The organism is Flavobacterium psychraquaticum, assembly GCF_034497725.1.
GTDB lineage: Bacteria > Bacteroidota > Bacteroidia > Flavobacteriales > Flavobacteriaceae > Flavobacterium > Flavobacterium psychraquaticum.
The window spans coordinates 18340-40180 of the sequence record NZ_JAXKVR010000030.1 but is presented as its reverse complement, the minus strand read 5'-3'; the positions used below and the strand labels follow the sequence as shown (position 1 = coordinate 40180).

Annotated in this window: 18 protein-coding genes and 1 riboswitch; of the genes, 15 read left to right on the top strand and 3 right to left on the bottom strand. The window is 32.4% G+C overall.

What is annotated here, in order from left to right:
* The first annotated feature begins 40 nt into the window (after positions 1–40).
* From T1L09_RS09990 to T1L09_RS09965, 6 genes are all read left to right on the top strand, one after another.
* Positions 41–1009, top strand: coding sequence for an alpha/beta fold hydrolase (locus T1L09_RS09990; RefSeq protein ID WP_322550821.1), 969 nt, complete (start codon positions 41–43; stop codon positions 1007–1009).
* 11 nt (positions 1010–1020) lie between these two features.
* Positions 1021–2121, top strand: coding sequence for a homoserine dehydrogenase family protein (locus T1L09_RS09985; RefSeq protein ID WP_322550820.1), 1101 nt, complete (start codon positions 1021–1023; stop codon positions 2119–2121).
* 158 nt (positions 2122–2279) lie between these two features.
* Positions 2280–2408, top strand: a riboswitch (SAM riboswitch).
* Positions 2409–2457: 49 nt separating this feature from the next.
* Positions 2458–3447 carry a homocysteine S-methyltransferase family protein gene (locus T1L09_RS09980; RefSeq protein ID WP_322550819.1) on the top strand — a complete coding sequence of 330 codons (990 nt, stop codon included), beginning with the start codon at positions 2458–2460 and terminating at the stop codon, positions 3445–3447.
* A gap of 120 nt (positions 3448–3567) precedes the next feature.
* A complete protein-coding gene (locus tag T1L09_RS09975; protein ID WP_322550818.1) occupies positions 3568–6636 on the top strand; it encodes a vitamin B12 dependent-methionine synthase activation domain-containing protein in 3069 nt (1022 codons plus the stop codon).
* 85 nt (positions 6637–6721) lie between these two features.
* On the top strand, positions 6722–7678 hold the full coding sequence (gene metF, locus T1L09_RS09970) for a methylenetetrahydrofolate reductase [NAD(P)H] (RefSeq protein WP_322550817.1): 957 nt from the start codon (positions 6722–6724) through the stop codon (positions 7676–7678).
* Positions 7679–8005: 327 nt separating this feature from the next.
* A complete protein-coding gene (locus T1L09_RS09965) occupies positions 8006–8395 on the top strand; it encodes a tetratricopeptide repeat protein (RefSeq protein ID WP_322550816.1) in 390 nt (129 codons plus the stop codon).
* A 68-nt stretch (positions 8396–8463) separates the two neighbouring features.
* On the opposite strand, the gene gldA is transcribed toward T1L09_RS09965, so the two are convergent.
* Positions 8464–9366 (bottom strand): gliding motility-associated ABC transporter ATP-binding subunit GldA, encoded by a 903-nt coding sequence (gene gldA / locus T1L09_RS09960; RefSeq protein ID WP_322550815.1) that lies wholly within the window; start codon positions 9364–9366, stop codon positions 8464–8466.
* Positions 9367–9610: 244 nt separating this feature from the next.
* On the opposite strand from gldA, the gene T1L09_RS09955 reads away from it, so the two are divergent.
* The 7 genes from T1L09_RS09955 (at position 9611) to T1L09_RS09925 (ending at position 14919) form a co-directional block, all read left to right on the top strand.
* Complete coding sequence (locus T1L09_RS09955; RefSeq protein WP_322550814.1) at positions 9611–10693, top strand: bifunctional 3-deoxy-7-phosphoheptulonate synthase/chorismate mutase type II; 1083 nt, start codon at positions 9611–9613, stop codon at positions 10691–10693.
* 77 nt (positions 10694–10770) lie between these two features.
* Positions 10771–11292: a hypothetical protein gene (locus T1L09_RS09950; RefSeq protein WP_322550813.1), complete on the top strand. Its 522-nt coding sequence runs from the start codon at positions 10771–10773 to the stop codon at positions 11290–11292.
* 126 nt (positions 11293–11418) lie between these two features.
* Positions 11419–12399 (top strand): ribosome small subunit-dependent GTPase A, encoded by a 981-nt coding sequence (gene rsgA, locus T1L09_RS09945; protein WP_322550812.1) that lies wholly within the window; start codon positions 11419–11421, stop codon positions 12397–12399.
* 81 nt (positions 12400–12480) lie between these two features.
* Complete coding sequence (gene dtd / locus T1L09_RS09940) at positions 12481–12933, top strand: D-aminoacyl-tRNA deacylase (protein WP_322550811.1); 453 nt, start codon at positions 12481–12483, stop codon at positions 12931–12933.
* 1 nt (position 12934) lies between these two features.
* Entirely contained in the window at positions 12935–13261 is a 327-nt protein-coding gene (locus T1L09_RS09935) for a nucleotide pyrophosphohydrolase (RefSeq protein WP_322550810.1), read from the top strand.
* Positions 13262–13347: 86 nt separating this feature from the next.
* Positions 13348–13674, top strand: a complete 327-nt coding sequence (locus T1L09_RS09930; protein ID WP_322550809.1) for a DMT family transporter — start codon at positions 13348–13350, stop codon at positions 13672–13674.
* Complete coding sequence (locus T1L09_RS09925) at positions 13675–14919, top strand: 3-phosphoshikimate 1-carboxyvinyltransferase (protein ID WP_322550808.1); 1245 nt, start codon at positions 13675–13677, stop codon at positions 14917–14919.
* Here T1L09_RS09925 and T1L09_RS09920 read toward each other — a convergent pair.
* Positions 14916–15656, bottom strand: coding sequence for a LytR/AlgR family response regulator transcription factor (locus T1L09_RS09920; RefSeq protein WP_322550807.1), 741 nt, complete (start codon positions 15654–15656; stop codon positions 14916–14918). The two genes, T1L09_RS09925 and T1L09_RS09920, sit on opposite strands and share 4 nt — an antisense overlap.
* Before the next feature lie 4 nt (positions 15657–15660).
* Positions 15661–18537 carry a sensor histidine kinase gene (locus T1L09_RS09915; protein ID WP_322550806.1) on the bottom strand — a complete coding sequence of 959 codons (2877 nt, stop codon included), beginning with the start codon at positions 18535–18537 and terminating at the stop codon, positions 15661–15663.
* Between the two features lie 181 nt (positions 18538–18718).
* On the opposite strand from T1L09_RS09915, the gene T1L09_RS09910 reads away from it, so the two are divergent.
* On the top strand, positions 18719–20368 hold the full coding sequence (locus T1L09_RS09910; RefSeq protein ID WP_322550805.1) for a T9SS type A sorting domain-containing protein: 1650 nt from the start codon (positions 18719–18721) through the stop codon (positions 20366–20368).
* A 344-nt stretch (positions 20369–20712) separates the two neighbouring features.
* Positions 20713–21840 (top strand): T9SS type A sorting domain-containing protein, encoded by a 1128-nt coding sequence (locus T1L09_RS09905; protein WP_322550804.1) that lies wholly within the window; start codon positions 20713–20715, stop codon positions 21838–21840.
* The last annotated feature ends 1 nt before the right edge of the window (position 21841 follow it).

The window sequence follows — 21841 nt, the reverse complement described above, 5'->3', positions numbered from 1 at the left end:
GTTGGATTTTTCTAAAGGCATTCTTTTTTAAAAAAGTAGTATGAGCGCGATTCAAAAAATAATACTCGAAGATTTTCCATTAAGAAATGGAGTAATTCAATCCAAAATTGTGTTGTCTTATCAGTTGTTTGGTCAACCGATTGGAACTGCTCCTTTGGTTGTGGTAAATCACGCTTTAACGGGGAACTCTCAAGTAACAGGTGAAAACGGTTGGTGGAAATCATTAATCGGAGAAAATAAAACGATCGACACGAATAAATACACCATTTTAGCTTTTAATATTCCGGGAAACGGGTATCAAGACGAAGAAAATCAAATTGAAAATTATGGAGATTTCACGACGTATGATATCGCAAATTTATTTTGGAAAGGAATCGATTCGTTAAAAATTGATGCCGTTTTTGCAGTTATTGGCGGAAGTTTAGGCGGAGCAATCGCTTGGGAAATGGCATTCATTCGACCAAAAGCAATTGCGAATTTAATTCCGGTTACTACAAGTTGGAAAGCTTCCGATTGGTTGATTGGAAATGTTTTAATCCAAGATTTAATACTTAATAATTCCAAAAACCCAATTCACGATGCCCGAATTCACGCAATGCTTTTATACCGAACGCCCGAATCTTTTCAAGAAAAATTCAATTCGAAATTACAAAATGAAAACGGAATGTTTCAAGTCGAAAGTTGGTTGTTGCATCACGGCGAAAAATTGCAAAATCGCTTTCAACTTTCAGCCTACAAATTGATGAATCATTTATTGAAAACTACGAATTGTTTCAACCCATCAAATCCGTCTGAAGTTTTACAAAGTATCGCTTCAAACATTTATCTCGTTAGTGTTGATAGCGATTATTTTTTTACGGCTAACGAAATAAAAACGGCCTTTCAGGAAATCAAAAAACAGAAGAATAATGTGTTGTATCACGAAATTAAATCCATTCACGGACACGATGCTTTTCTGATAGAATATGAACAGTTAAACGCTTTTTTAAAGCCCATTTTTAACAAATAAAAACAAAAAATATGGCAACAATTAAAATAAATATTGTGCTCTTCGGGATTGGAAATGTCGGGAGCACTTTAATTAATCAAGTTTTAGAAAGTCAGAAATTTTTTCTTGAAAAAAGAAATATTGAGGTGCGATTTCCAATTATTACGAATTCCACAGTAGCTTTTTTCGAAAAGGAAGGAGTAAGAAATGAATGGGAAACAAACTTTGAGCAATTGGCAATTCCGTTTAAAATTGAAGACATTATTGAGTATGTTCATAATAATGAATTGGAAAATTTAATTGCAATTGATGCTACTGCAAGCTCTGAAATTATTTCCCATTATATTCCGTTAATTCAAAATGGATTTAATATTGTTGCTGCCAATAAAAAAGCGAACACGTTAGAGTACAGTTTTTATACAGAATTAAGAGATAATTTAGAAATTTTTGATAAAACGTTTTTGTATGAAACTAATGTTGGAGCCGGATTACCGGTTGTTCAAACGGTTAGAGATTTGCATTTTTCAGGCGAAGAAATAACCAAAATAAGAGGTGTTTTTTCAGGGTCGCTGAGTTATATTTTTAATAGATTTTCAAGTGAAAATTCTGCTTTTTCAACTATTTTAATAGATGCAGAAAAAAATGGTTTTACTGAGCCCGATTCTCGTGAGGATTTATCAGGAAATGATGTGGCAAGAAAATTATTGATATTAGCACGAGAAATTGAACAAGAGTTTGAGTTTTCAGATGTTCAAGTTTCTTCTTTGTTATTGCCAGATTTAAACGAAACGCATTCAAGACAAGAATATTCAATAAACAAATTACTTTTTGACAAGCCTTTTGAAGTCGCGAAAATTGCCCAAGCAGAAGATAATGTGCTCCGATATGTTGGTGAATTTGATGTGAAGTCTAAAAAATTAGAAGTTAAATTGGTTTCTGTTTCAAAAAATACTGCTTTAGGACAGTTAAAAGGGGCAGATAATTTAATTGAGATTTACACAAAATCATATGGAGAAATTCCTATTGTAATTCAAGGCGCAGGCGCAGGAATAGAAGTTACTGCAAGAGGTATTTTGAGTGATCTTTTGAAAATTGCTGATAAAATAAAAAGTAAGGAACTTATTTTGGCTTAAAATAAAATTTTAAAACCAAAGAATACGTTTTAATAATTCTGTAAAAACTACAAATTATAGATTTTAAATCTAATTAATTCAAAAATAAACGTTTATTTAGAAAATATTTCTTTTTTACGGAATTAATAGTAATTTTGACCTGTTCATAAAAATAATGATTGTTATCACGAAAGCTGGAGAGATTAGACTCAATGAAAGCTTGGCAACCTCTTATTCCTTTAATAAGAAAGGTGCTACATTCTATTCTTAATGCTGAAATTGTATCAGTATTTAGAAAAAGATAACTCAATGAAATTCTTTCCAGTTTCTTGATGACAATTTTATAAGTAAGTATATATGTATAAAATTGAAGAAGTTATAAAAGAAAGAATTCTTGTCCTTGATGGTGCTATGGGAACGATGTTGCAACGCTATAAATTTGAAGAACAAGATTTCAGAGGAGAACGTTTCAAAGATTTCGCTCATCCTTTAAAAGGAAACAACGATTTATTATCCCTAACACAACCCGAAGCCGTAAAAGCGGTACACCGTGCGTATTTTGAAGCCGGTGCAGATATCATTGAAACCAATACGTTTTCGAGTACAACCATCGGAATGGCAGATTATCATTTAGAAAATTTGGTTTACGAATTAAATTTTCAATCAGCCAAAATTGCTAGGGAAGTTGCGGATGAATTTAGTGATAAACCTCGTTTTGTTGCAGGTTCCATTGGTCCAACGAACAGAACAGCATCAATGAGTCCAGATGTAAATGATCCTGGTTTTCGTGCCGTAACTTTTGACGATTTAAAAACAGCTTACAAACAACAAATTGAAGCATTAATTGACGGCGGTTGCGATTTACTTTTAGTCGAAACGATTTTCGATACACTAAATGCAAAATCAGCTTTGTTCGCTATAGAAGAAGTAAAAGAAGAACGCAATATCGATATTCCTGTAATGGTTTCCGGAACAATCACGGATGCTTCTGGACGAACACTTTCTGGTCAAACCGTTGAAGCATTTCTGATTTCAATTACGCACATTCCCTTGTTGAGCGTTGGTTTTAATTGTGCTTTAGGAGCAGATCAATTGAAGCCATATTTAAAGCGTTTGGCACACAATACGCAATTAAATATTTCGGCACATCCAAATGCGGGTTTACCAAATGCTTTCGGGCAATATGATCAAACGCCAGAAGAAATGCGAGATTTAATTAGAGAATATTTGCAAGACAATCTCATAAATATTATAGGTGGTTGTTGTGGTACAACGCCAGAACACATCAAATTAATAGCCGAAGTAGCACGCGAATTTAAACCAATAGGTAGCGTCCTCGAAGTCTGATTGCAATGAAAAATATAATCGAAAATAGAAAAATAGGAGTACAAAATAAATGGCTAAATCTAAAAACAGATTTTAAACTGTTTTGCAATGAAGTCAACAAGCATTATAAGCGAATAAACGATGAGTTATACAACCAGTAAGTACCTAAAGTTATCAGGTCTAGAACCTTTAATCATAAACCCAGAATCTAACTTTATTAATGTTGGAGAACGCACTAATGTAACCGGTTCGCGTAAATTTCTTCGACTCATTAAAGACGAAAAATACAGCGAAGCACTTGCTGTAGCCAGAGAACAAGTAGAAGGCGGAGCTCAAATCATCGACATCAATATGGACGAAGGGATGTTAGACGGCGTTTACGCAATGACAAAATTCCTAAATCTAATTGCATCAGAGCCCGATATTGCTAGAGTTCCTGTAATGATTGATAGTTCTAAATGGGAAATTATCGAAGCGGGTTTAAAAGTAATTCAAGGAAAAGGAATCGTAAATTCAATTTCTTTGAAAGAAGGCGAAACTACTTTTAAGCATCACGCAAAATTAATAAAACGCTATGGTTGTGCTGTAATTGTAATGGCTTTTGATGAAAAAGGTCAGGCCGATTCTTTCGAACGACGAATAGAAATTTGTAAAAGAAGTTATGATATTTTAGTGGATGAAGTCGGTTTTCCAGCCGAAGATATCATTTTCGATCCCAATATTTTTCCAGTAGCAACGGGAATGGACGAACACAAATTGAATGCTTTGGATTTCTTTAGCGCTACAAAATGGATTCGTGAAAACTTACCTTATGCTGGGGTTTCGGGCGGAGTAAGTAATGTGTCTTTTTCTTTTCGTGGAAACGATAAAGTGCGAGAAGCAATGCATTCGGCCTTTTTATATCACGCGATTCAAAACGGAATGACAATGGGAATTGTAAATCCAGAAATGCTAGAGATTTACGATGAAATTGATAAAAATTTACTAGAACACGTTGAAGATGTTTTGTTAAACCGACGTGATGATGCAACCGAACGCCTTTTGGACTTAGCCGAAAGTTTTAAAGGTGATGTCAAAGTCAATGAAAAACGAATTCAAGAATGGCGAAATGGTTCTGTTCAAGAACGAATTACACATTCATTAGTAAAAGGAATTGATGAATTTATTGAAATTGATGTAGAAGAAGCTCGTCAATTAGCCGAAAAACCAATAGAAGTCATCGAAATTAATCTGATGGCCGGAATGAATGTTGTGGGTGATTTATTCGGAAGCGGAAAGATGTTTTTACCTCAAGTAGTAAAATCAGCTCGTGTAATGAAAAAAGCTGTTGCTTATCTTTTACCTTATATAAGCCCCCCAGCCCCCAAAGGGGGAGTTAAGGACAGTAAACATTGGGAAACTGCAAATCCATATAATTATGGATTGTTGAAAAAATTTGCTTTTGAAATGAGAAACAAACCAACAGATGCTGAAAAAATGCTGTGGAATGTTTTAAGTAATAAGGGAATTGAGGGACATAAATTCAGAAGACAACATATTATAGGAGATTTTATCGCAGATTTTATCTGTTTGAAACAAAATTTAATTATTGAAGTCGATGGTGCAATTCATCAATTGCCAGAAAACAAAATAAGTGATGCAGAAAGAACAAAATGGCTTTTAGCGGAAGGTTACAGGGTTATTCGGTTTACAAATCAACAAGTTTTGTTTGAACTAGAAAGTGTCATCAAAACAATAACCGCAAACTTGGTAGCTCCCCCTTCGGGGGCGGGGGGGGCTGGAAAAGTATTAATGGCAACAGTTAAAGGTGATGTGCACGATATTGGTAAAAATATTGTAGCCGTTGTTTTGGCTTGTAATAATTTCGAAATCATTGATTTAGGAGTAATGGTTCCGCCTGAAAAAATCATTGAAATTGCTATTAAAGAGAATGTAGATATAATCGGATTAAGCGGTTTAATTACCCCGTCGTTAGATGAAATGGTTTATTTAGCGAAGGAAATGGACAAGTTAAACATCAAAATTCCATTAATGATTGGTGGTGCTACAACTTCGAGAGCTCACACCGCTGTGAAAATTGCACCAGAATATGAAGCAACAATTGTACACGTAAATGATGCTTCACGAGCTGTGACGGTGGCGAGTAGTTTGCTTAAAGAGGAAACAAAAGAAAGTTATTCGAAAAATATTAAAGAAGAATATACCGCACTTCGTGAACAATATTTAAGCAGAAGTAGAGAGAAAAAATATCTGTCAATTGCCGATGCTCGTAAAAATAAATTTAAGATCAATTGGGAAAATTATTCACCAATTAAACCAAATTTTATTGGAACGAAAACGATTGATGTCTCATTTTCAGAATTAGTGCCTTTTATCGATTGGACACCGTTTTTTCAATCTTGGCAGTTGTTTGGAAAATATCCTGCAATTTTAACAGATGAGGTTGTAGGCGAACAAGCAACAGATTTGTTCAAAGATGCACAAGTAATGTTGGAAAAAATTATTGCTGAAAATTGGTTCACAGCAAAAGGAATTCTAGGAATTTTTCCAGCAAACACCATAAATGATGATGATATTGAAGTTGTCACTTCGAGCGGAGTCGAGAAGTTCTTGAGTTTAAGACAACAGAGTGCTAAAACAGCTGGAGCTCCAAATATTGCTTTATCAGATTTTATTGCACCAAAAGAAGCCAATATTCAAGATTATATGGGATGCTTTTGCGTTTCGACAGGTTTTGGAGTGGAAGAAAAAGCAAACGAATATGCTCAGCAATTGGACGATTATAATTCTATTTTAGTAAAAGCATTAGTCGATCGTTTTGCAGAAGCTTTTGCGGAGTATTTGCACTTAAAAGTGAGAAAAGAAATTTGGGGTTATGATGCAAATGAAGATCTTTCAAATGCCGATTTAATTCAAGAAAGTTACAAAGGAATTCGTCCAGCTCCCGGATATCCGGCTTGTCCCGACCATTTAGAAAAACCGACCATTTGGAAATTATTAGAAGTAGAGGAAAAAATCGGAGTAAAACTAACTGAAAGTATGGCAATGTGGCCCGCTTCATCCGTTTCGGGTTATTATTTTGCAAATCCTGAAAGTAAATATTTCGGATTGGGAAAAATAAAAGCAGACCAAGTGGCCGATTACGCCAAAAGAAGAAATGTCACCACGGAAGAAGCTACAAAATGGCTTGCACCAAACATATCAGAATAATTTTTTTGTATCCTGAATATTAAAGATAATTCAATATAAAATCAGATTATACAATATACAACAATACAATATACAATTTTTATAAATGAAAGTAACCCAACATATCGAAAAAGCAAATGGAAAGCCTTTGTTTTCTTTCGAAATTTTACCACCGTTAAAAGGACAAAATATTCAATCTATTTTTGATGGAATCGATCCGTTAATGGAATTCAATCCACCATTTATTGATGTTACTTATCATCGTGAAGAATACGAATATAAAGAATTGGCCAACGGATTACTTCAGAAGAAAGTCGTCAAAAAACGACCAGGAACGGTTGGTATTTGTGCTGGAATTCAAAATAAATACCAAGTCGATGCCATTCCGCACGTTTTATGTGGTGGATTTTCAAAAGAAGATACTGAGAATTTACTAATTGATTTGGATTTTTTAGGAATTGATAATCTTGTGGCACTTCGAGGTGATGCAGTCAAAAGCGAAACCTATTTTAAGGCCGAAAAAGAAGGTCACAATTATGCTTCCGAATTGGTGACACAAATCAGTAATTTAAACAAAGGAATTTATTTAGATGAAGATTTACAAAACACGAATAAAACTAATTTTTGTATTGGCGTAGCAGGTTATCCTGAAAAACATATGGAAGCACCAAGTATGGACAGCGATATTCATTTCTTGAAGCAAAAAATTAAAAATGGAGCCGATTACATTATTACGCAAATGTTTTTTGATAATCAAAAATACTTTGATTTCGTAGCTAAATGCAGAGCTTCGGGAATTACAGTTCCGATTATTCCAGGATTAAAACCTATTGCAACGAAAAAACAGTTGAATTTAATTCCACACCGTTTCAAAGTAGATTTACCCGATGATTTAATTATGGAAGTTGTAAAAGCAAAGGACAATGATTCAGTCAAGCAAATCGGTATCGAATGGTGTACCCAACAAAGTAAAGAATTAGTAAAAGCAGGAATTCCATTATTGCATTATTATTCGATGGGAAAAGCAGAAAATGTAAAAGCTATCGCTCGAAGTATTTTTTAGTTCGTATTGCAATCTTAAAGTGGTGTGAATTAATTTTTTAAGAGACTTTTGTTTTTTTATCCAAAGTAATCGGTGAATGACAGATAAAGGCGATTAAAAACGAATTATTTTTTAAAAAGTGCTTTTTTTCGAATATTTACGCATTTAATTGTTTTTTATAATTATAATTTTATTTCGTAACAGTATTTACACTCGTAATTATGAATAGTTTAAAAAAATGTTTTATTTGAAGTTTTTAATGTGGCTATATAACAGTATGTCAACCTTTTCAATATTTTTTATTTAAAAAAAAGTTGTACGTTTAATCCGATTTAAAAACAAAAACAGATGAAAAGAATTATTTACACATTCGTTATTTTATTCATTACACAGTTGAATTTCGCAAATGATTCAGGAAATTTACTTGATAAAGCTAGAGCATATCAAAAAGCAAAAAATTACACTGAAGCAATAAAATCATACGAAACTTATATTAAAATTTCAGGTAGTGAAGATTTAAAGGAAGTTTATGTAGAATTGGCAAATGCTTGTTTCTTGCAAGGAAATAAAGCGGAAGCTGTAAATCATATTAAAACAGCTATCACTAAGTATGGATTTAATGAGGATGAATTTATATATAGTTCAACTTTAAACGAAGGATTGTCTAAATACGCACTTTCAGTGGTTTATGATGAATATTTCACATTAAGAAAACAATATTTAGCGACTTTAAACTAATAGCGTATCATAAAATAAAAATCTCCTTATAATTTTGTTTGTAAGGAGATTTTTTATGTTTTATTTCGTTACTTTTTAGCTGTTTTCTCTCTGAAAATTTGTTCTAAATTTTTACTTTTTAATGCAATTTGTAAGGTTTTCAATCCGTTATCGTGTGCAAAATCAAACAAAACGGGACGCATATCAGTTGCCGTGTTGAAAGTAAGTTCCCAAACAAAATCGTGCGTATTTTTCGCAGCTTTCAAATCGACTAAAGTGATAAAATCAGCTTCAGTTACTTTTTTATCAAATTCTACTTCAATAATTTGTTCCGTTTCTTCTGCAACTAAATTGTTTAATTTCTTATCGGTTACAATTTTCCCTTTGTTGATAATAATGATGCGATCACAAATAGCTTCAACTTCTTGCATAATGTGAGTAGAAAGAAAAACCGTTTTGTCTTTTCCGATGTTTTTAATCAAATCACGAATTTCAACCAACTGATTTGGATCTAATCCTGTAGTGGGTTCATCCAAAATCAAAACATCGGGGTTGTGTAATAAAGCTGTTGCCAATCCTACACGTTGGCGATATCCTTTAGAAAGTGCACCAATTTTCTTATGACTTTCTGGAGTTAAACCTGTCAAAACAATCACTTCTTCAATTCTAGATTTTGGTGCTTTGTGTAAATCAGCATTAAAAGCTAAATATTCACGAACATATAAATCCAAATATAACGGATTGTGTTCCGGTAAATAGCCAACAGATTGTTGCACTGCTTTTTGGTTGGAAACGACATTGTGTTCGTTTACGATTGCATTTCCAGAATCTGCTGCTAGATAAGTCGTCAATATTTTCATTAAAGTCGATTTTCCAGCACCATTTGGACCTAAAAAACCTACAATTTCTCCTCTTTTAATAGAAAAACTGATACTATCCAGTGCTTTTTGATCACCATAACTTTTAGAAATATTTTGAACTTCAATAGACATATCTATAAATTTAAGTAACAAATGTAGAAAAAAAATAAACTTAACTTCATTTTCTTTTTTACTAACGACAAAATATACTAATTTTGTATCATTAAAATGAAAAACATTCAAATAAATAGCACAACGAATTGCTGGCATACTCAACAGAGCTAATGTTGGGAATTCTTTGTTTATAATAGTCACACCTATAATCAAGTCCCGAATTTTTTCGGGACTTTTTTTGTAGTAATAAAGTAGAATAGTTATGGAAAACAATAAAACATTACGTACTTGGTTAGATGAATTTCAATTAAATCATCCTTTAGTTATTGCCGGACCTTGTAGTGCTGAAACGGAAGAGCAAGTTTTGAAAATCGCACACGAATTAAAGGATTCTGATGCAACGATTTTTCGTGCGGGTATTTGGAAACCAAGAACGCGTCCTGGTGGATTTGAAGGAGTAGGTGAAATTGGATTAAAATGGCTGCAAAAAGCAAAAGCGGAAACCGGATTATTAATTGCCACGGAAGTAGCCACAGCCGCTCACGTGAAATTAGCATTAGCGCACGATATTGATGTGTTGTGGATTGGTGCCAGAACTACGGCCAACCCATTTGCAGTCCAAGAAATTGCTGATGCTTTGCAAGGAACTGATAAAATAGTTTTGTTGAAAAATCCAGTAAATCCAGATTTATCTTTGTGGATTGGTGGTTTAGAACGTTTATACAATGCCGATATTAAAAAATTAGGTGTTATTCACAGAGGATTTTCAACTTACGAAAAAACAAAATATAGAAATAATCCGGAATGGCAAATTGCGATTGATTTACAAAATCGTTTTCCAGATTTACCTCTAATTTGCGATCCTTCTCATATCACAGGGAAGCGCGCTATGATTCAGGAAGTGTCGCAACAAGCTTTAGATTTGAATTATGACGGATTAATTATAGAAACTCACATTGATCCAGACAACGCTTGGAGTGATGCGGCGCAACAAGTAACACCCGCAGCATTGAAACAAATGTTTGTTAATTTACGCGTTAGAAAAGTATCAGATGACGAAAGTGAGTACAACCAAAAAATGGCAAAACTCCGTTTACAAATTGATGAATTTGATGGGAAACTGTTAGAGATTTTGGGTAACCGAATGAAAGTAGCCGATAAAATAGGTGTATTAAAGAAAGAAAAAAATGTAGCCATATTACAAAACCAACGTTGGAATGAAATTTTAGGAAAAATGATTTTAGAAGGCGAAGAAAAGGGATTAAGCAATGAATTTGTAATGCATTTGTTTAAAGCGATTCATCAAGAGAGTATTACGCATCAAGAAAAAGTGATAAATAAGTAAAAAATTTTATAATATTTTTAAAATAAGTCAAAAAAAATTATAGTTTTGCAATCGTTAATTAACAAATAAACAATAAAATGAAAAAATTTTTACTTTTAGCTGTAGCTTTTTTAGGTTTTGCAGCAAACGCACAAGTTGATATGATTTACAAACACAACGGAGAAGTTGTGGAAGGAAAAGTAATCAGATTAGACGAATATACTGTTGTATTTAAATATGATGGTGAGGATGCTGAAAACACATTTGGTAAATATGCAATTGAAAAAATTGTATACGGAAAAACAAAACGTGTGGAAGAAGTAACTGAAAAAATCGTTGTTACAGGTGAAGCTGATTGGGAAAAAGTAGTAATTTTAGAAGACAAAGCTTATATCGCTGGATTAAAAAAAGATGGTGAAGTAAGAGGAAAAACCGGATTAATCAATTACCATACAGGAAATACAGGAGATAAAAAAGCAGAGAAAAAACTTAAAATGGCAGCTGCAGCAATGGGATGTCCTTTTATTTTGCAAACTGCGGATAAGTCTACTGTTGGTGCATCTTCTAATGGTTTAGGTGGATCTCAAGCAATTAAAAAAGGTATAGCTTACAAATATTAATATTTGTATAAATATGTTTCAAAGGCTGCTTTTTAAGCAGCCTTTTTTATTTACAATTTTTAACAAGAAAGACTATCTTTGCTTTATTACTAATTGAAGTGAAAAACTTCTAAATGCTATTTTTGAATGATAGGAATTGTTTATAAATCTACCGGAAGTTGGTACACCATCAAAACAGAAGATGGTGAGTTTTTGGAATGCCGTATAAAAGGTAAATTTAGAATGCAAGGTATTAAAAGTACCAATCCAATTGCAGTGGGAGATTTGGTTACTTATAATCTTGAAAATACTACCGATGTAACAACAGGTGTGATTACAGATATTCACGAACGCAAGAATTATATTGTTAGAAAATCCGTAAATTTATCGCATCACATGCATATTATTGCATCGAATATTGATGTGGTTTTTCTCTTAGTGACAATCAATAATCCACCAACAACCACAAGTTTCATTGACCGATTTTTAGTTACAGCCGAAGCCTATGGCATTGAAGCAGTCATTGTTTTTAATAAGATTGACACGTTTGACGAAGCTACTTTAGACGAACAATTATACATGCAACACATTTATGAGACTATTGGTTATAAATGTTTGCGCGTCTCTGCGCAAGACGGAACTGGAGTGGAAGAGCTAAAAGCCTTGATGAAAGATCGTGTGTCTATGTTTTCTGGCCACTCTGGTGTTGGTAAATCAACTTTAGTGAACACTTTAGAACCTTCCTTAAACTTAAAAACAAAGCAAATATCGGCGTCACATTCGCAAGGAAAACATACAACAACTTTTGCCGAAATGTTTGATTTAGCTTTTGGTGCCCAAATTATCGATACACCCGGAATTAGAGGTTTCGGAATTGTCGATATGGAAAAACAAGAAATGGGCGATTATTTTCCTGAATTTTTTGCTTTGAAAGACCAATGTAAATTCAACAATTGTTTGCATATTGATGAGCCTAAGTGTGCCATTAAAGAGGCATTGGAAAATGATGAAATTGCGTGGTCAAGATATAAAAGTTATACGCAAATGATTGAAGGAGATGAGGAGCAATATCGCGCGGATATTTATGATGCCGAAAGAAAAGCCAGCGACGAAACAAGGAAAAATTAGTGTTTAGTTGTCAGTATTCAGTCGCACACAGTTTGTCATTTCGCAGGAATCTCATAAAAAAGCGTCCAATTAAATTAGTTTATGAAAGCAGTTATTCAAAGAGTTTCTCAAGCCTCCGTTACGATCGAAAATGAGATTGTAGCTCAAATTCAATCAGGTCTACTTATTTTAATTGGTATTGAAGATGCTGATAATCAAGAAGATGTCAATTGGTTAACATCAAAAATTGGTAATCTTCGTATTTTTTCAGACGCAAATGAGGTGATGAATTTATCTATAAAAGACATTGATGGCGAAATAATCGTGGTTAGTCAATTCACCCTTCATGCCTCCACAAAAAAGGGCAATCGTCCTTCTTACATAAAAGCATCAAAGCCCGAAACCGCTATACCGTTATATGAAAGTTTCGTGAAACAAATGGAAGTAGAATTAGGTAAAAAAGTACAAACGGGTCAATTCGGTGCCGATATGAAAGTAGCTTTGATTAATGATGGTCCGGTAACGCTAGTAATTGACACAAAAAATAAAGAGTAAAATGAACATAAAAAACGCACAACAAGAAGTTGATACTTGGATAAAAGAACACGGCGTTCGTTATTTCAATGAATTAACAAATATGGCACAACTTACGGAAGAAGTAGGTGAAGTTGCCCGAATCATTGCCCGTCGTTATGGCGAACAATCGGAAAAAGAAAGCGACAAAAATAAAGACTTAGGCGAAGAACTGGCAGACGTAGTTTTTGTGGTTTTGTGTTTAGCAAATCAAACCGGAATCAATTTGCAAGAAGCTTTTGATAAAAAATTGGATTTAAAAACCAATCGCGATCACGACCGTCATCAAAATAACGAGAAACTGAAGTAACAGTATATTGTATATTGTAATCTGTATATTGAATTACAAAATGCGATCGGTATACATTTTATAGTGATACATTTTACAACAAAAAAATGAATTGGATTTTATTAATTATCGCAGGATTGTTTGAAGTAGGTTTTGCAACGTGTTTAGGAAAAGCTAAAGAAGCTACGGGCAATGCAGTCCTTTGGTGGTATGCCGGATTTTTAATTTGCTTAACAATTAGTATGGTTTTGTTAGTGAAAGTCACCAAAGAACTACCAATAGGAACAGCTTATGCGGTGTGGACCGGAATTGGCGCTGTAGGAAGTGTAATTGTCGGGATTCTAATCTTCAAAGAGCCTGCTACTTTTTGGCGTGTATTTTTCTTAACCACCTTAATTTTATCAATCGTAGGATTAAAATTTGTTGCCAATTAAATGAATATAAAACTTCAAAAATCAAAAATCAAAAATCGTCAATCGTCAATCAAAATCACGGGTTCCAAATCGGAAACCAACAGATTGTTATTGTTGCAAGCCTTGTTTCCACAAATTAAAATAGAAAACGCTTCAAATTCTGACGATTCTGATGTGATGCAAAAAGCACTTTCAAAATTAGGGCATACTAATCTTGTCGATGTTCATCATGCAGGAACCGCAATGCGATTTTTAACAGCTTATTTTGCTATTCAAGAAGGAAAAGAAGTTGTTTTAACGGGTTCAAATCGAATGAAAGAACGTCCAATCAAAATCTTAGTCGATGCTTTGAATTGCCTTGGAGCCGAAATTTCTTACGAAGAAAAAGAAGGTTTTCCACCGATTAGAATTCAAGGTAAAAAGTTAACAAATAATAAAGTCGCGCTTCCGGCAAATGTTAGTAGTCAATATATTTCTGCTTTGTTGTTAATAGCACCAAAACTTGAAAATGGTTTAGAATTGACATTGGAAGGTGAAGTTACTTCTGTTCCGTATATAAAAATGACCCTAGCTTTATTGAATGAAATAGGAGTTAAAACTTCTTTTATTGATAATAGTATAAAAATAGAATACTTAAGTCAAATTCCCCCCTCGGGGGTTAGGGGGCTTATTGAATCCGATTGGAGTTCGGCTTCGTATTGGTATTCGATCATTGCCTTGTCAGAAATTGGAACACAAATTATACTTTCATCCTACAAACAAAATAGTTTACAAGGCGATTCAGCTTTAGTAGAAATTTACAAGGATTTTGGAGTGGAAACAATTTTTAAGGATTACCAGCTATTTCTACACAAAGTTGAAAACGTTAAACCTGAAACGTTAAACCTGAAACTTAATAACTGTCCAGACATTGCTCAAACTATTGCAGTTACTTGTTTCGGGTTAGGAATTGCCTGTGAATTATCAGGTTTACATACCTTAAAAATTAAAGAAACCGATCGATTAGAAGCTTTGAAAACAGAACTTTCTAAGTTAGGAGCAAAAATTTCAGTTACAAATGACGCATTACATTTAGAACCGACTTCTGAGATTATTGAAAATGTTAGCATCGCAACTTATCAAGACCACCGAATGGCAATGGCTTTTGCTCCGCTTGCTTTAAAAACGTCGCTCACAATTGAAAATGCTGAGGTGGTTTCTAAATCCTATCCTACCTTTTGGGAAGATTTGAAATCGGTTGGGTTTATGATGGATTATTTTAGTTAACGTTTTACAATTTGAATTCGTTCCATAATTAAATGACTTTTTTCAGAAGAAACGGGTATAGAACTTCCGTTTTTCATCTGTAACGAACCACCATCAGATTTATTGAAAGACATAACTTCATCAAAGTTTACGAAGTAAGATTTATGAGTTCTAATAAATCGTCTGTCTTTCAGTAAGATTTCTTCAAAATTCTTTAAGTTGCGACTGACCAGATGCTTGGTTTTGTCTCGCATTTGAATTTCAGAATAGGCGCCTTCACCTTTTATATAAATGATATCAGACAGCTGAATTAAAATTAAGCTATTGCCACTTGGTACCGCTATTTTTTCAAAAGTTTCATTCTGAATGTTCTCTGCCAATGCTTTGAACTGAATGCTTTTTTGACGTTCTAATCTGGAAACGGCATTGATTAATTCTTCGGGAATAATTGGTTTTAATAAATAATCTAATGCTGATAATTTAAAGGCTTGAATGGCATATTCATTATAAGCAGTTGTAAAAATTATTGAAAATGTAATTTCCTTTTCATCAAAAAAATCAACTAATTCCAAGCCGCTATGGCCGGGCATTTCAATGTCTAGCAACACCAAATCTGGATTATGTTTTCTAATAGCTTTTACTCCTTCGGGCAAATTTTCGCAATCTGCCACAATTTCTACATTAGAACAATATTCTTGCAAGAGAAGTGAAAGTGCAATGCGAGCTCTTTTTTCGTCATCAATTATAATAGCTTTCATGTTTTTATTGTATAGGAATTTCAATAATGACAGTTGTTCCCATTGCTTGCTTGCTTTGGTTTTCTTTGTCAATGAAATTAATAGTTATTTTATGGGTTTTATTTTCGTTCAATAAATCAATTCGGTTTTGCATTGCTTTTGTAGCAAACGAATTATGTTTTTTGTTTTTAATATCGTTTAATTCGACACTTTTTGTGCGACCTATACCGTTATCTTCAATTTCAATTTTTATTTTATCAGTCACTTTTTCGAATAATATGGTCACTTTTTTAAAACCAGATTTATGCAACAAACCATGTTTAACAGCATTTTCTACATAAGGTTGCAAGAGCATTGCTGGAATTTTTTCATGCTCTAAATCAGCACTATTTACTGTTATAATTTCGTATTCAAAATCTTTATCAAAACGCGCTTTTTCAATATCTAAATACAAACTCATAGTTGTTATTTCGTCTGCAACAGAGATAAATTCTTTTTCCGTCATTTCTAAAATGGTACGCGTTAAATTTGAAAATTTAGATAAATAATTTACGGCTTGTTTTTTGTCGTTTGATAAAATAAAAGACTGAATTGTATTTAATGCATTGTAGAAAAAATGCGGATTCATTTGTGATTTTATGGCTTTTAATTTTGACTGATTTAGGTTTTTTTCCAGATTTATTTTTTCTAATTGCAACTTGTTTTTGTATTCTATTTTACGAATTTGCCATTTGTAATACATGTAAATTAAGCCTAGAAACAGTAACCCAAATCCAATTAAAAATAAGGGTTTTAGCCAAAATGGTTTTTTGATTTCAAATTGAATCGTTTGTAAATCAATTTTAGCATTATTGTAATTTATAATTAACTGAATTTTGTAATTTCCTGAAGATAAAGAAGAAAGCTTTAAGTTTTTGTCTGTATAATCTAAGGTTTTCCATTTGGAATCATTTATTTTATAAGAAACGCTGTAGTTTTCATTAGGAACAAAAGATAAAGTAGAAAAATGAATTGCTACGTCATTTTCATCCGGATTTAGTTCGTTTAATTGGTTCAGCTCTTTTCGTTTTCCGTTAACTAAAATCTCATTAATAATTAGTTTAGGTTTTGGAAAACGCCCAATTTCTTGTCTTTTTTTAATTACAATTCCTTTTGAGGTAGCAAATAAAAGCTGATTATTTTTTAAAACAACATCTGTAACTTCAATGTCATTACTTAACGACATTACTTTTTGTGTGTTTTTAGTCTCCAAATCATATTCATAAATACTATTTGCCGTAAATAAATAGATGTAATGACTTCTTATAAAAAAACGGTTAAACTTTTCTTTTGCAAGAAAATTTGGAAGTTTAAAAAGAGAAACTTCATTTTTTGAATTTATTGAATATAATTTTTCTGCAGTCGATAATCCAATAATATCATCTTTATATTTTTGAATTCGAATTAAAAATAAAGTTTCGTTTTTGTATTTTATTTCTTTGTTTTTTCCGTCGTTAGTAATTGCAATTAAGCCATTATTGGTAGCATAATATAGGGTGTTGTTTTTAGAATTATATTCCGTAGATTTTCCGTTTGTATTTGTTAACAACAAAGCTTGATTAAACCCATAAAAACCTTTCTCTTTGTTTTTTTCGAAGACTACATCCCAGCTACTTTTTAAGTTTTTGTCAATATAAAAAATTCCTAAAAGTCCACTTGCTGCAAAAGAAAAATATTTGTCGTCTAATTTTTTTATGTCTTTTATTGCAATAGAAAATTCATTTGTTAGGTTGTTGTTTTTGTTTAAAATGTGAAATTTAAATGAATTAAAAAAAATATTTTCGTTAATAGTATCGGCAAATATTTGACTTATAGAATGATTGCTTTCTGTTTCAAATATTTTTTCAACTGCTAAAGAGTTGCAATCGAGTTTGTATACCAAATCTTTTTCTGCACCGATAAAGATTTTGTTTTTACCCATTGCAAAAGAGTTGGGTCTGGGATATAAATCGATATAATTGTTTGAAAAATCTTGAATATATAAAACCCCTTTATTTAGCGTGGAAACCCAATAGTTTTTATGTTTGTCTTTGAATACAAAGGATATGTTTTGATCAGTAAAATAGGTTTTATTGTGGTTTAATTTCAAATCGTTTTTATAAACCCCGTTAGGTGTGCAAATCCATATAGCATCATCTGTTATGGATGTGTTTTGAGTAAATTCAGCTGGATTGCTTAGTTTGTGTTTATGAAATCTTCCTTTTTCAAAACTGTAATAGTTAGCGGATGATTTTGAATTAATAATTATTTTTTCTTCCCAAGTGTTAATAATTGGAGTGATGATTTCTGCGTAAAAATCTTCAGGTAATTTATGTTTTTTAATTCCATTTTTATGGTCTAATTCATATAAGTTATTACCTAAAACATAGAATTTATCTTTAGTTGCATAACAAAAACGAATTTCTTTGTCTCTAATTAAATGTTTTGCTTTTACTTTTAAAGATTTTAAATCATATACTAGAACAGCTCCAGGTTGAATTAAAAAAAGTTCATTATTTATAATTCCAAATCTAAAGTAACCAAGAGAAGTTTCTTGCGGTAATGCTTTTAAACAACCTTTTTCTACATAATACAAAAAACCATCAAAATTTGCATACCATATTCTTCCATATTTATCTTCTGCGATACAAGAACCCGATTTAGAAGTTTGAAAATCTGCTGTAAATAATTTGAAATCATTACCGTCATATCTGCACAATCCTTTTCCTGTAGCAAACCACATAAAGCCTTTGCTGTCTTGAAAAATATCATACACGCTATTTGAAGGCAATCCAGAAGTTTTGTCAATAGTTATGTGATACGGATTTTGGCAAAAGCCTAAATTCGACAATAACAAAAATAGTGAAAGTAATAAAATTCGCAAATGGAAATGATTTTAAACAAATGTATGAAATACACTTTTAATATTACAAATGAGTTTACCAAACCTAGTTATGGATTAACGAAATTTTATTTCGTAAACTGAAAAAGGGGTTTGGTAAACTCAATGAAAATATAAGTTAGCGCACAAAGTATTTTTGACTCAAATTTTAAATTTATTTATTATGAAAACAATATTACTTCTATTTATGATGCTGATTTTCTCTTTTGGAAATGCACAAATTAATGTTAACGAGGGCTTTGAATCTGGAGCTTTACCTTCAGGATGGTTTTCTTTTGGGGGTGGTGTTGTAAGTTCAACTACACCAATATCAGGTACACATTCAGTTCGTTTTGCTGCGTCTGGCAGTGGCACTGGAGTTAAAGATTTATTGACAGCAGATTATACTTCAACAGGTAATGCTATAAACATTTCCTTTTTCTCTAATGAAGAAGGTGCTGCATTTGTAACTTATGAGGTACTTTATAAAATTAATAATTCTACTCCAGTTACCGTAGGTTTTCAAACACGGGCATCCTCAGCGGTGCCGCAAAACAATACCTATACAATTCCTGTAGGTACAATTCCTGCAGGCAATCTTGTTGATGTTACGATAAGAGTTTATGTAATGAGTGGTTCGGCGAGTATGCTTGTTGATAATGTAGTTATTACTCAGGCTGCTCTCGCAGCTGCCGTGCCAACTATTTCCACACCTTTTGTAAGTTCGATAACTACATCTTCTGCAATTTTTAATTATACTTTAAATGCTAATAATGCAGCAACAACTTCAATAATAAGATACGGAATTGATGCAAGTGCTTTAAATTTACAAGTAACAGGTCATTCTGCTACAGGAGGTACAAATGTTTCAGGAAGTACTCCAATTACTGGCTTATTACCAAATACGCAATATTTTTTTAGTATTGAAGCGACAAATTCTGAAGGTACTACCTTTGGCAGTGGAAGTTTTCAAACTTTAGCTGCTCCACAGCTTATAGCAAATTATACGTTTGACAATACATTAAACGATGTAAATGGTACCAATGCTTTTGCGTCACAACCAGGAATGACATACGGTACCGATAGATTAAACATCGCAAATAAAGCATTATTCATTAATGGTACAGGAACTACAGTATCACTTGCAAATCTTCCTGTTGGTAACAGCTCTAGAACTTTTTCATTATGGATTAAACCGACACAATTTAATGGTGCTAATAGGATTCTCTCGTATGGTATGCCAACAACAAACTTAGCTTACGGAATTTCATTTGATGCAAATAAGATTTATAACTTTAACTGGGAATCCAATGTGTTTTTTACACAGACTCCTGTTTTAAATGTTTGGAAGCACATTGTTTGTACTTACGAACAAACAACAAGTACTGTAAGTATTTACATAAATGGTATTTCAGTCGCTTCTATACCTTATTTTTCTATGAATACTGCAAATAATGGTATACTATATTTAGGCTCTCTTTTTGGTGAGACTGGTTCTACATATATTGGATATGTTGATGATTTACAGATTTATAACTATGCTTTATCTCAAGCAGAGGTTACAAGTTTATATACTAACAACACTTTATCATCATCAGATTTCTCTCAAAACAATCTAGAAGTTGCTTTATATCCTAATCCTGTAAACGATCTTTTAAACATTGAAACCGCTTTAGAGTTACAATCTGTAGAAATTTATAATATTCAAGGTCAAAAAGTACTATCGTCTAATCAAAAACAAATCAATGTTTCTGATTTAGCTGCTGGAATGTACATGGTTCGTATTCAGGATACAGACAATAACATTGCAACTAAGAAAATAGTAATTAAATAATAAATTATGAAGCAATCAAAATTAGAAGAATACAAATTAGAGTTGTTATTGTTTGTTTTATATACTTCTCTATTTACACTCGTTTTTAATTTGTTTTTTTAATAATAAGGAAGCACTCTTAGGAGTGCTTTTTTTATTTTATAGCTTTCGTAAACTGAAAATAGGGTTTGGTAAACTCATCACTTGTAAGGTGATTAGGTAAAAGTATTTTTGTTTCAAACTTTTAAAACTATAATAATATGAAAACAAGATTACTTTTACTAAACTCACTTTTATTAAGTGTATTTTCATTTTCACAAATTCAATTTTCTAATTTATTATTAGTAAATGCAAGCCATAATAGTGTGACAGTAAGTGTTACTCTTGGGAATGCCGATCTTTGTCCAGGTTCACAATATCATATTCAATATGCAACTACCCCATCTTTTTTCCCTGGAGCAGTAGATAATATATATTTAACAGGTAATACTAACGGGGTAAAGACTCATACTTTAACCGGTCTTTTACCAAATACTACCTATTATTTTAGAGCTTTTGCTTTAGTGGGCGATGCTTGTAACTCAGGTGAAATAATATCATCTACTGCAACTTTTTATAGTTCAAGTTTAATAGCTGATTATGATTTTAACAATTCATACAATAATATATTAGGCAACTACCCTTTTGCTTCAAGTTCTGGGACTTCTTTTACCACGGATAGAAACGGAAATGCTAATGCAGCTTTAAATTTAGTTTCAATAGGAACTACAGCAACTATACCTAATTTGCCTTATGATTTAAGTCCAAGAACAATTTCAATTTGGGTTAAGAATTACACTTATAACTGGTTTGTTGCGTCAGCTTGTCCATTTTCCTATGGCACAACTTCAAATACTTATGAGCTTGCCATATATGAAACTTCATTTAATTTGAACCCTTATTCAAGCTTAGCTCAACGTCACAATGTGGACTTGACCCCATTGAGCATAACAAATGCGTTAAATGTTTGGAATCATTATGTAGTCTCTTATGACGGCACGACTTCTAAAATTTATAAAGATGGAGTTCTGTTGTCAACCTTAAACGTTGCAATCATTCCTACTTCTAATAATTCTGACATTTTTAAGTTAGGCTTACTTAATGCTTTTACTTCAGATTATTTTGATGGAGCAATAGACGATTTAAAAATATATAACTATGCTTTAACTGATGCAGATGTTACTAGTTTATATACTAACAATACTCTATCTTCTTCTAATTTCTCTCAAAACAATCTAGAAGTTGCATTGTATCCAAACCCTGTTCATGATATATTAAACATTGAAACTGCTTTAGAGTTACAATCGGTAGAAATTTATAATATTCAAGGTCAAAAAGTATTGTCTTCAAATCAAAAACAAATCAATGTTTCTGATTTAGCTGCTGGAATGTACATGGTTCGTATTCAAGATACAGATAATAACATTGCCACTAAAAAAGTAGTAATTAAATAAT

Bases quoted from the DNA above. Each gene is read 5' to 3' on its own strand.
- metF (WP_322550817.1), top strand. From the start codon at position 6,722: ATGAAAGTAACCCAACATATCGAAAAAGCAAATGGAAAGCCTTTGTTT.
- T1L09_RS09950 (WP_322550813.1), top strand. From the start codon at position 10,771: ATGAAAAAATTTTTACTTTTAGCTGTAGCTTTTTTAGGTTTTGCAGCA.
- T1L09_RS09990 (WP_322550821.1), top strand. From the start codon at position 41: ATGAGCGCGATTCAAAAAATAATACTCGAAGATTTTCCATTAAGAAAT.
- T1L09_RS09920 (WP_322550807.1), bottom strand. From the start codon at position 15,656: ATGAAAGCTATTATAATTGATGACGAAAAAAGAGCTCGCATTGCACTT.
- gldA (WP_322550815.1), bottom strand. From the start codon at position 9,366: ATGTCTATTGAAGTTCAAAATATTTCTAAAAGTTATGGTGATCAAAAA.
- T1L09_RS09985 (WP_322550820.1), top strand. From the start codon at position 1,021: ATGGCAACAATTAAAATAAATATTGTGCTCTTCGGGATTGGAAATGTC.
- T1L09_RS09965 (WP_322550816.1), top strand. From the start codon at position 8,006: ATGAAAAGAATTATTTACACATTCGTTATTTTATTCATTACACAGTTG.
- T1L09_RS09975 (WP_322550818.1), top strand. From the start codon at position 3,568: ATGAGTTATACAACCAGTAAGTACCTAAAGTTATCAGGTCTAGAACCT.
- rsgA (WP_322550812.1), top strand. From the start codon at position 11,419: ATGATAGGAATTGTTTATAAATCTACCGGAAGTTGGTACACCATCAAA.
- T1L09_RS09910 (WP_322550805.1), top strand. From the start codon at position 18,719: ATGAAAACAATATTACTTCTATTTATGATGCTGATTTTCTCTTTTGGA.
- T1L09_RS09955 (WP_322550814.1), top strand. From the start codon at position 9,611: ATGGAAAACAATAAAACATTACGTACTTGGTTAGATGAATTTCAATTA.
- dtd (WP_322550811.1), top strand. From the start codon at position 12,481: ATGAAAGCAGTTATTCAAAGAGTTTCTCAAGCCTCCGTTACGATCGAA.
- T1L09_RS09925 (WP_322550808.1), top strand. From the start codon at position 13,675: ATGAATATAAAACTTCAAAAATCAAAAATCAAAAATCGTCAATCGTCA.
- T1L09_RS09935 (WP_322550810.1), top strand. From the start codon at position 12,935: ATGAACATAAAAAACGCACAACAAGAAGTTGATACTTGGATAAAAGAA.
- T1L09_RS09930 (WP_322550809.1), top strand. From the start codon at position 13,348: ATGAATTGGATTTTATTAATTATCGCAGGATTGTTTGAAGTAGGTTTT.
- T1L09_RS09980 (WP_322550819.1), top strand. From the start codon at position 2,458: ATGTATAAAATTGAAGAAGTTATAAAAGAAAGAATTCTTGTCCTTGAT.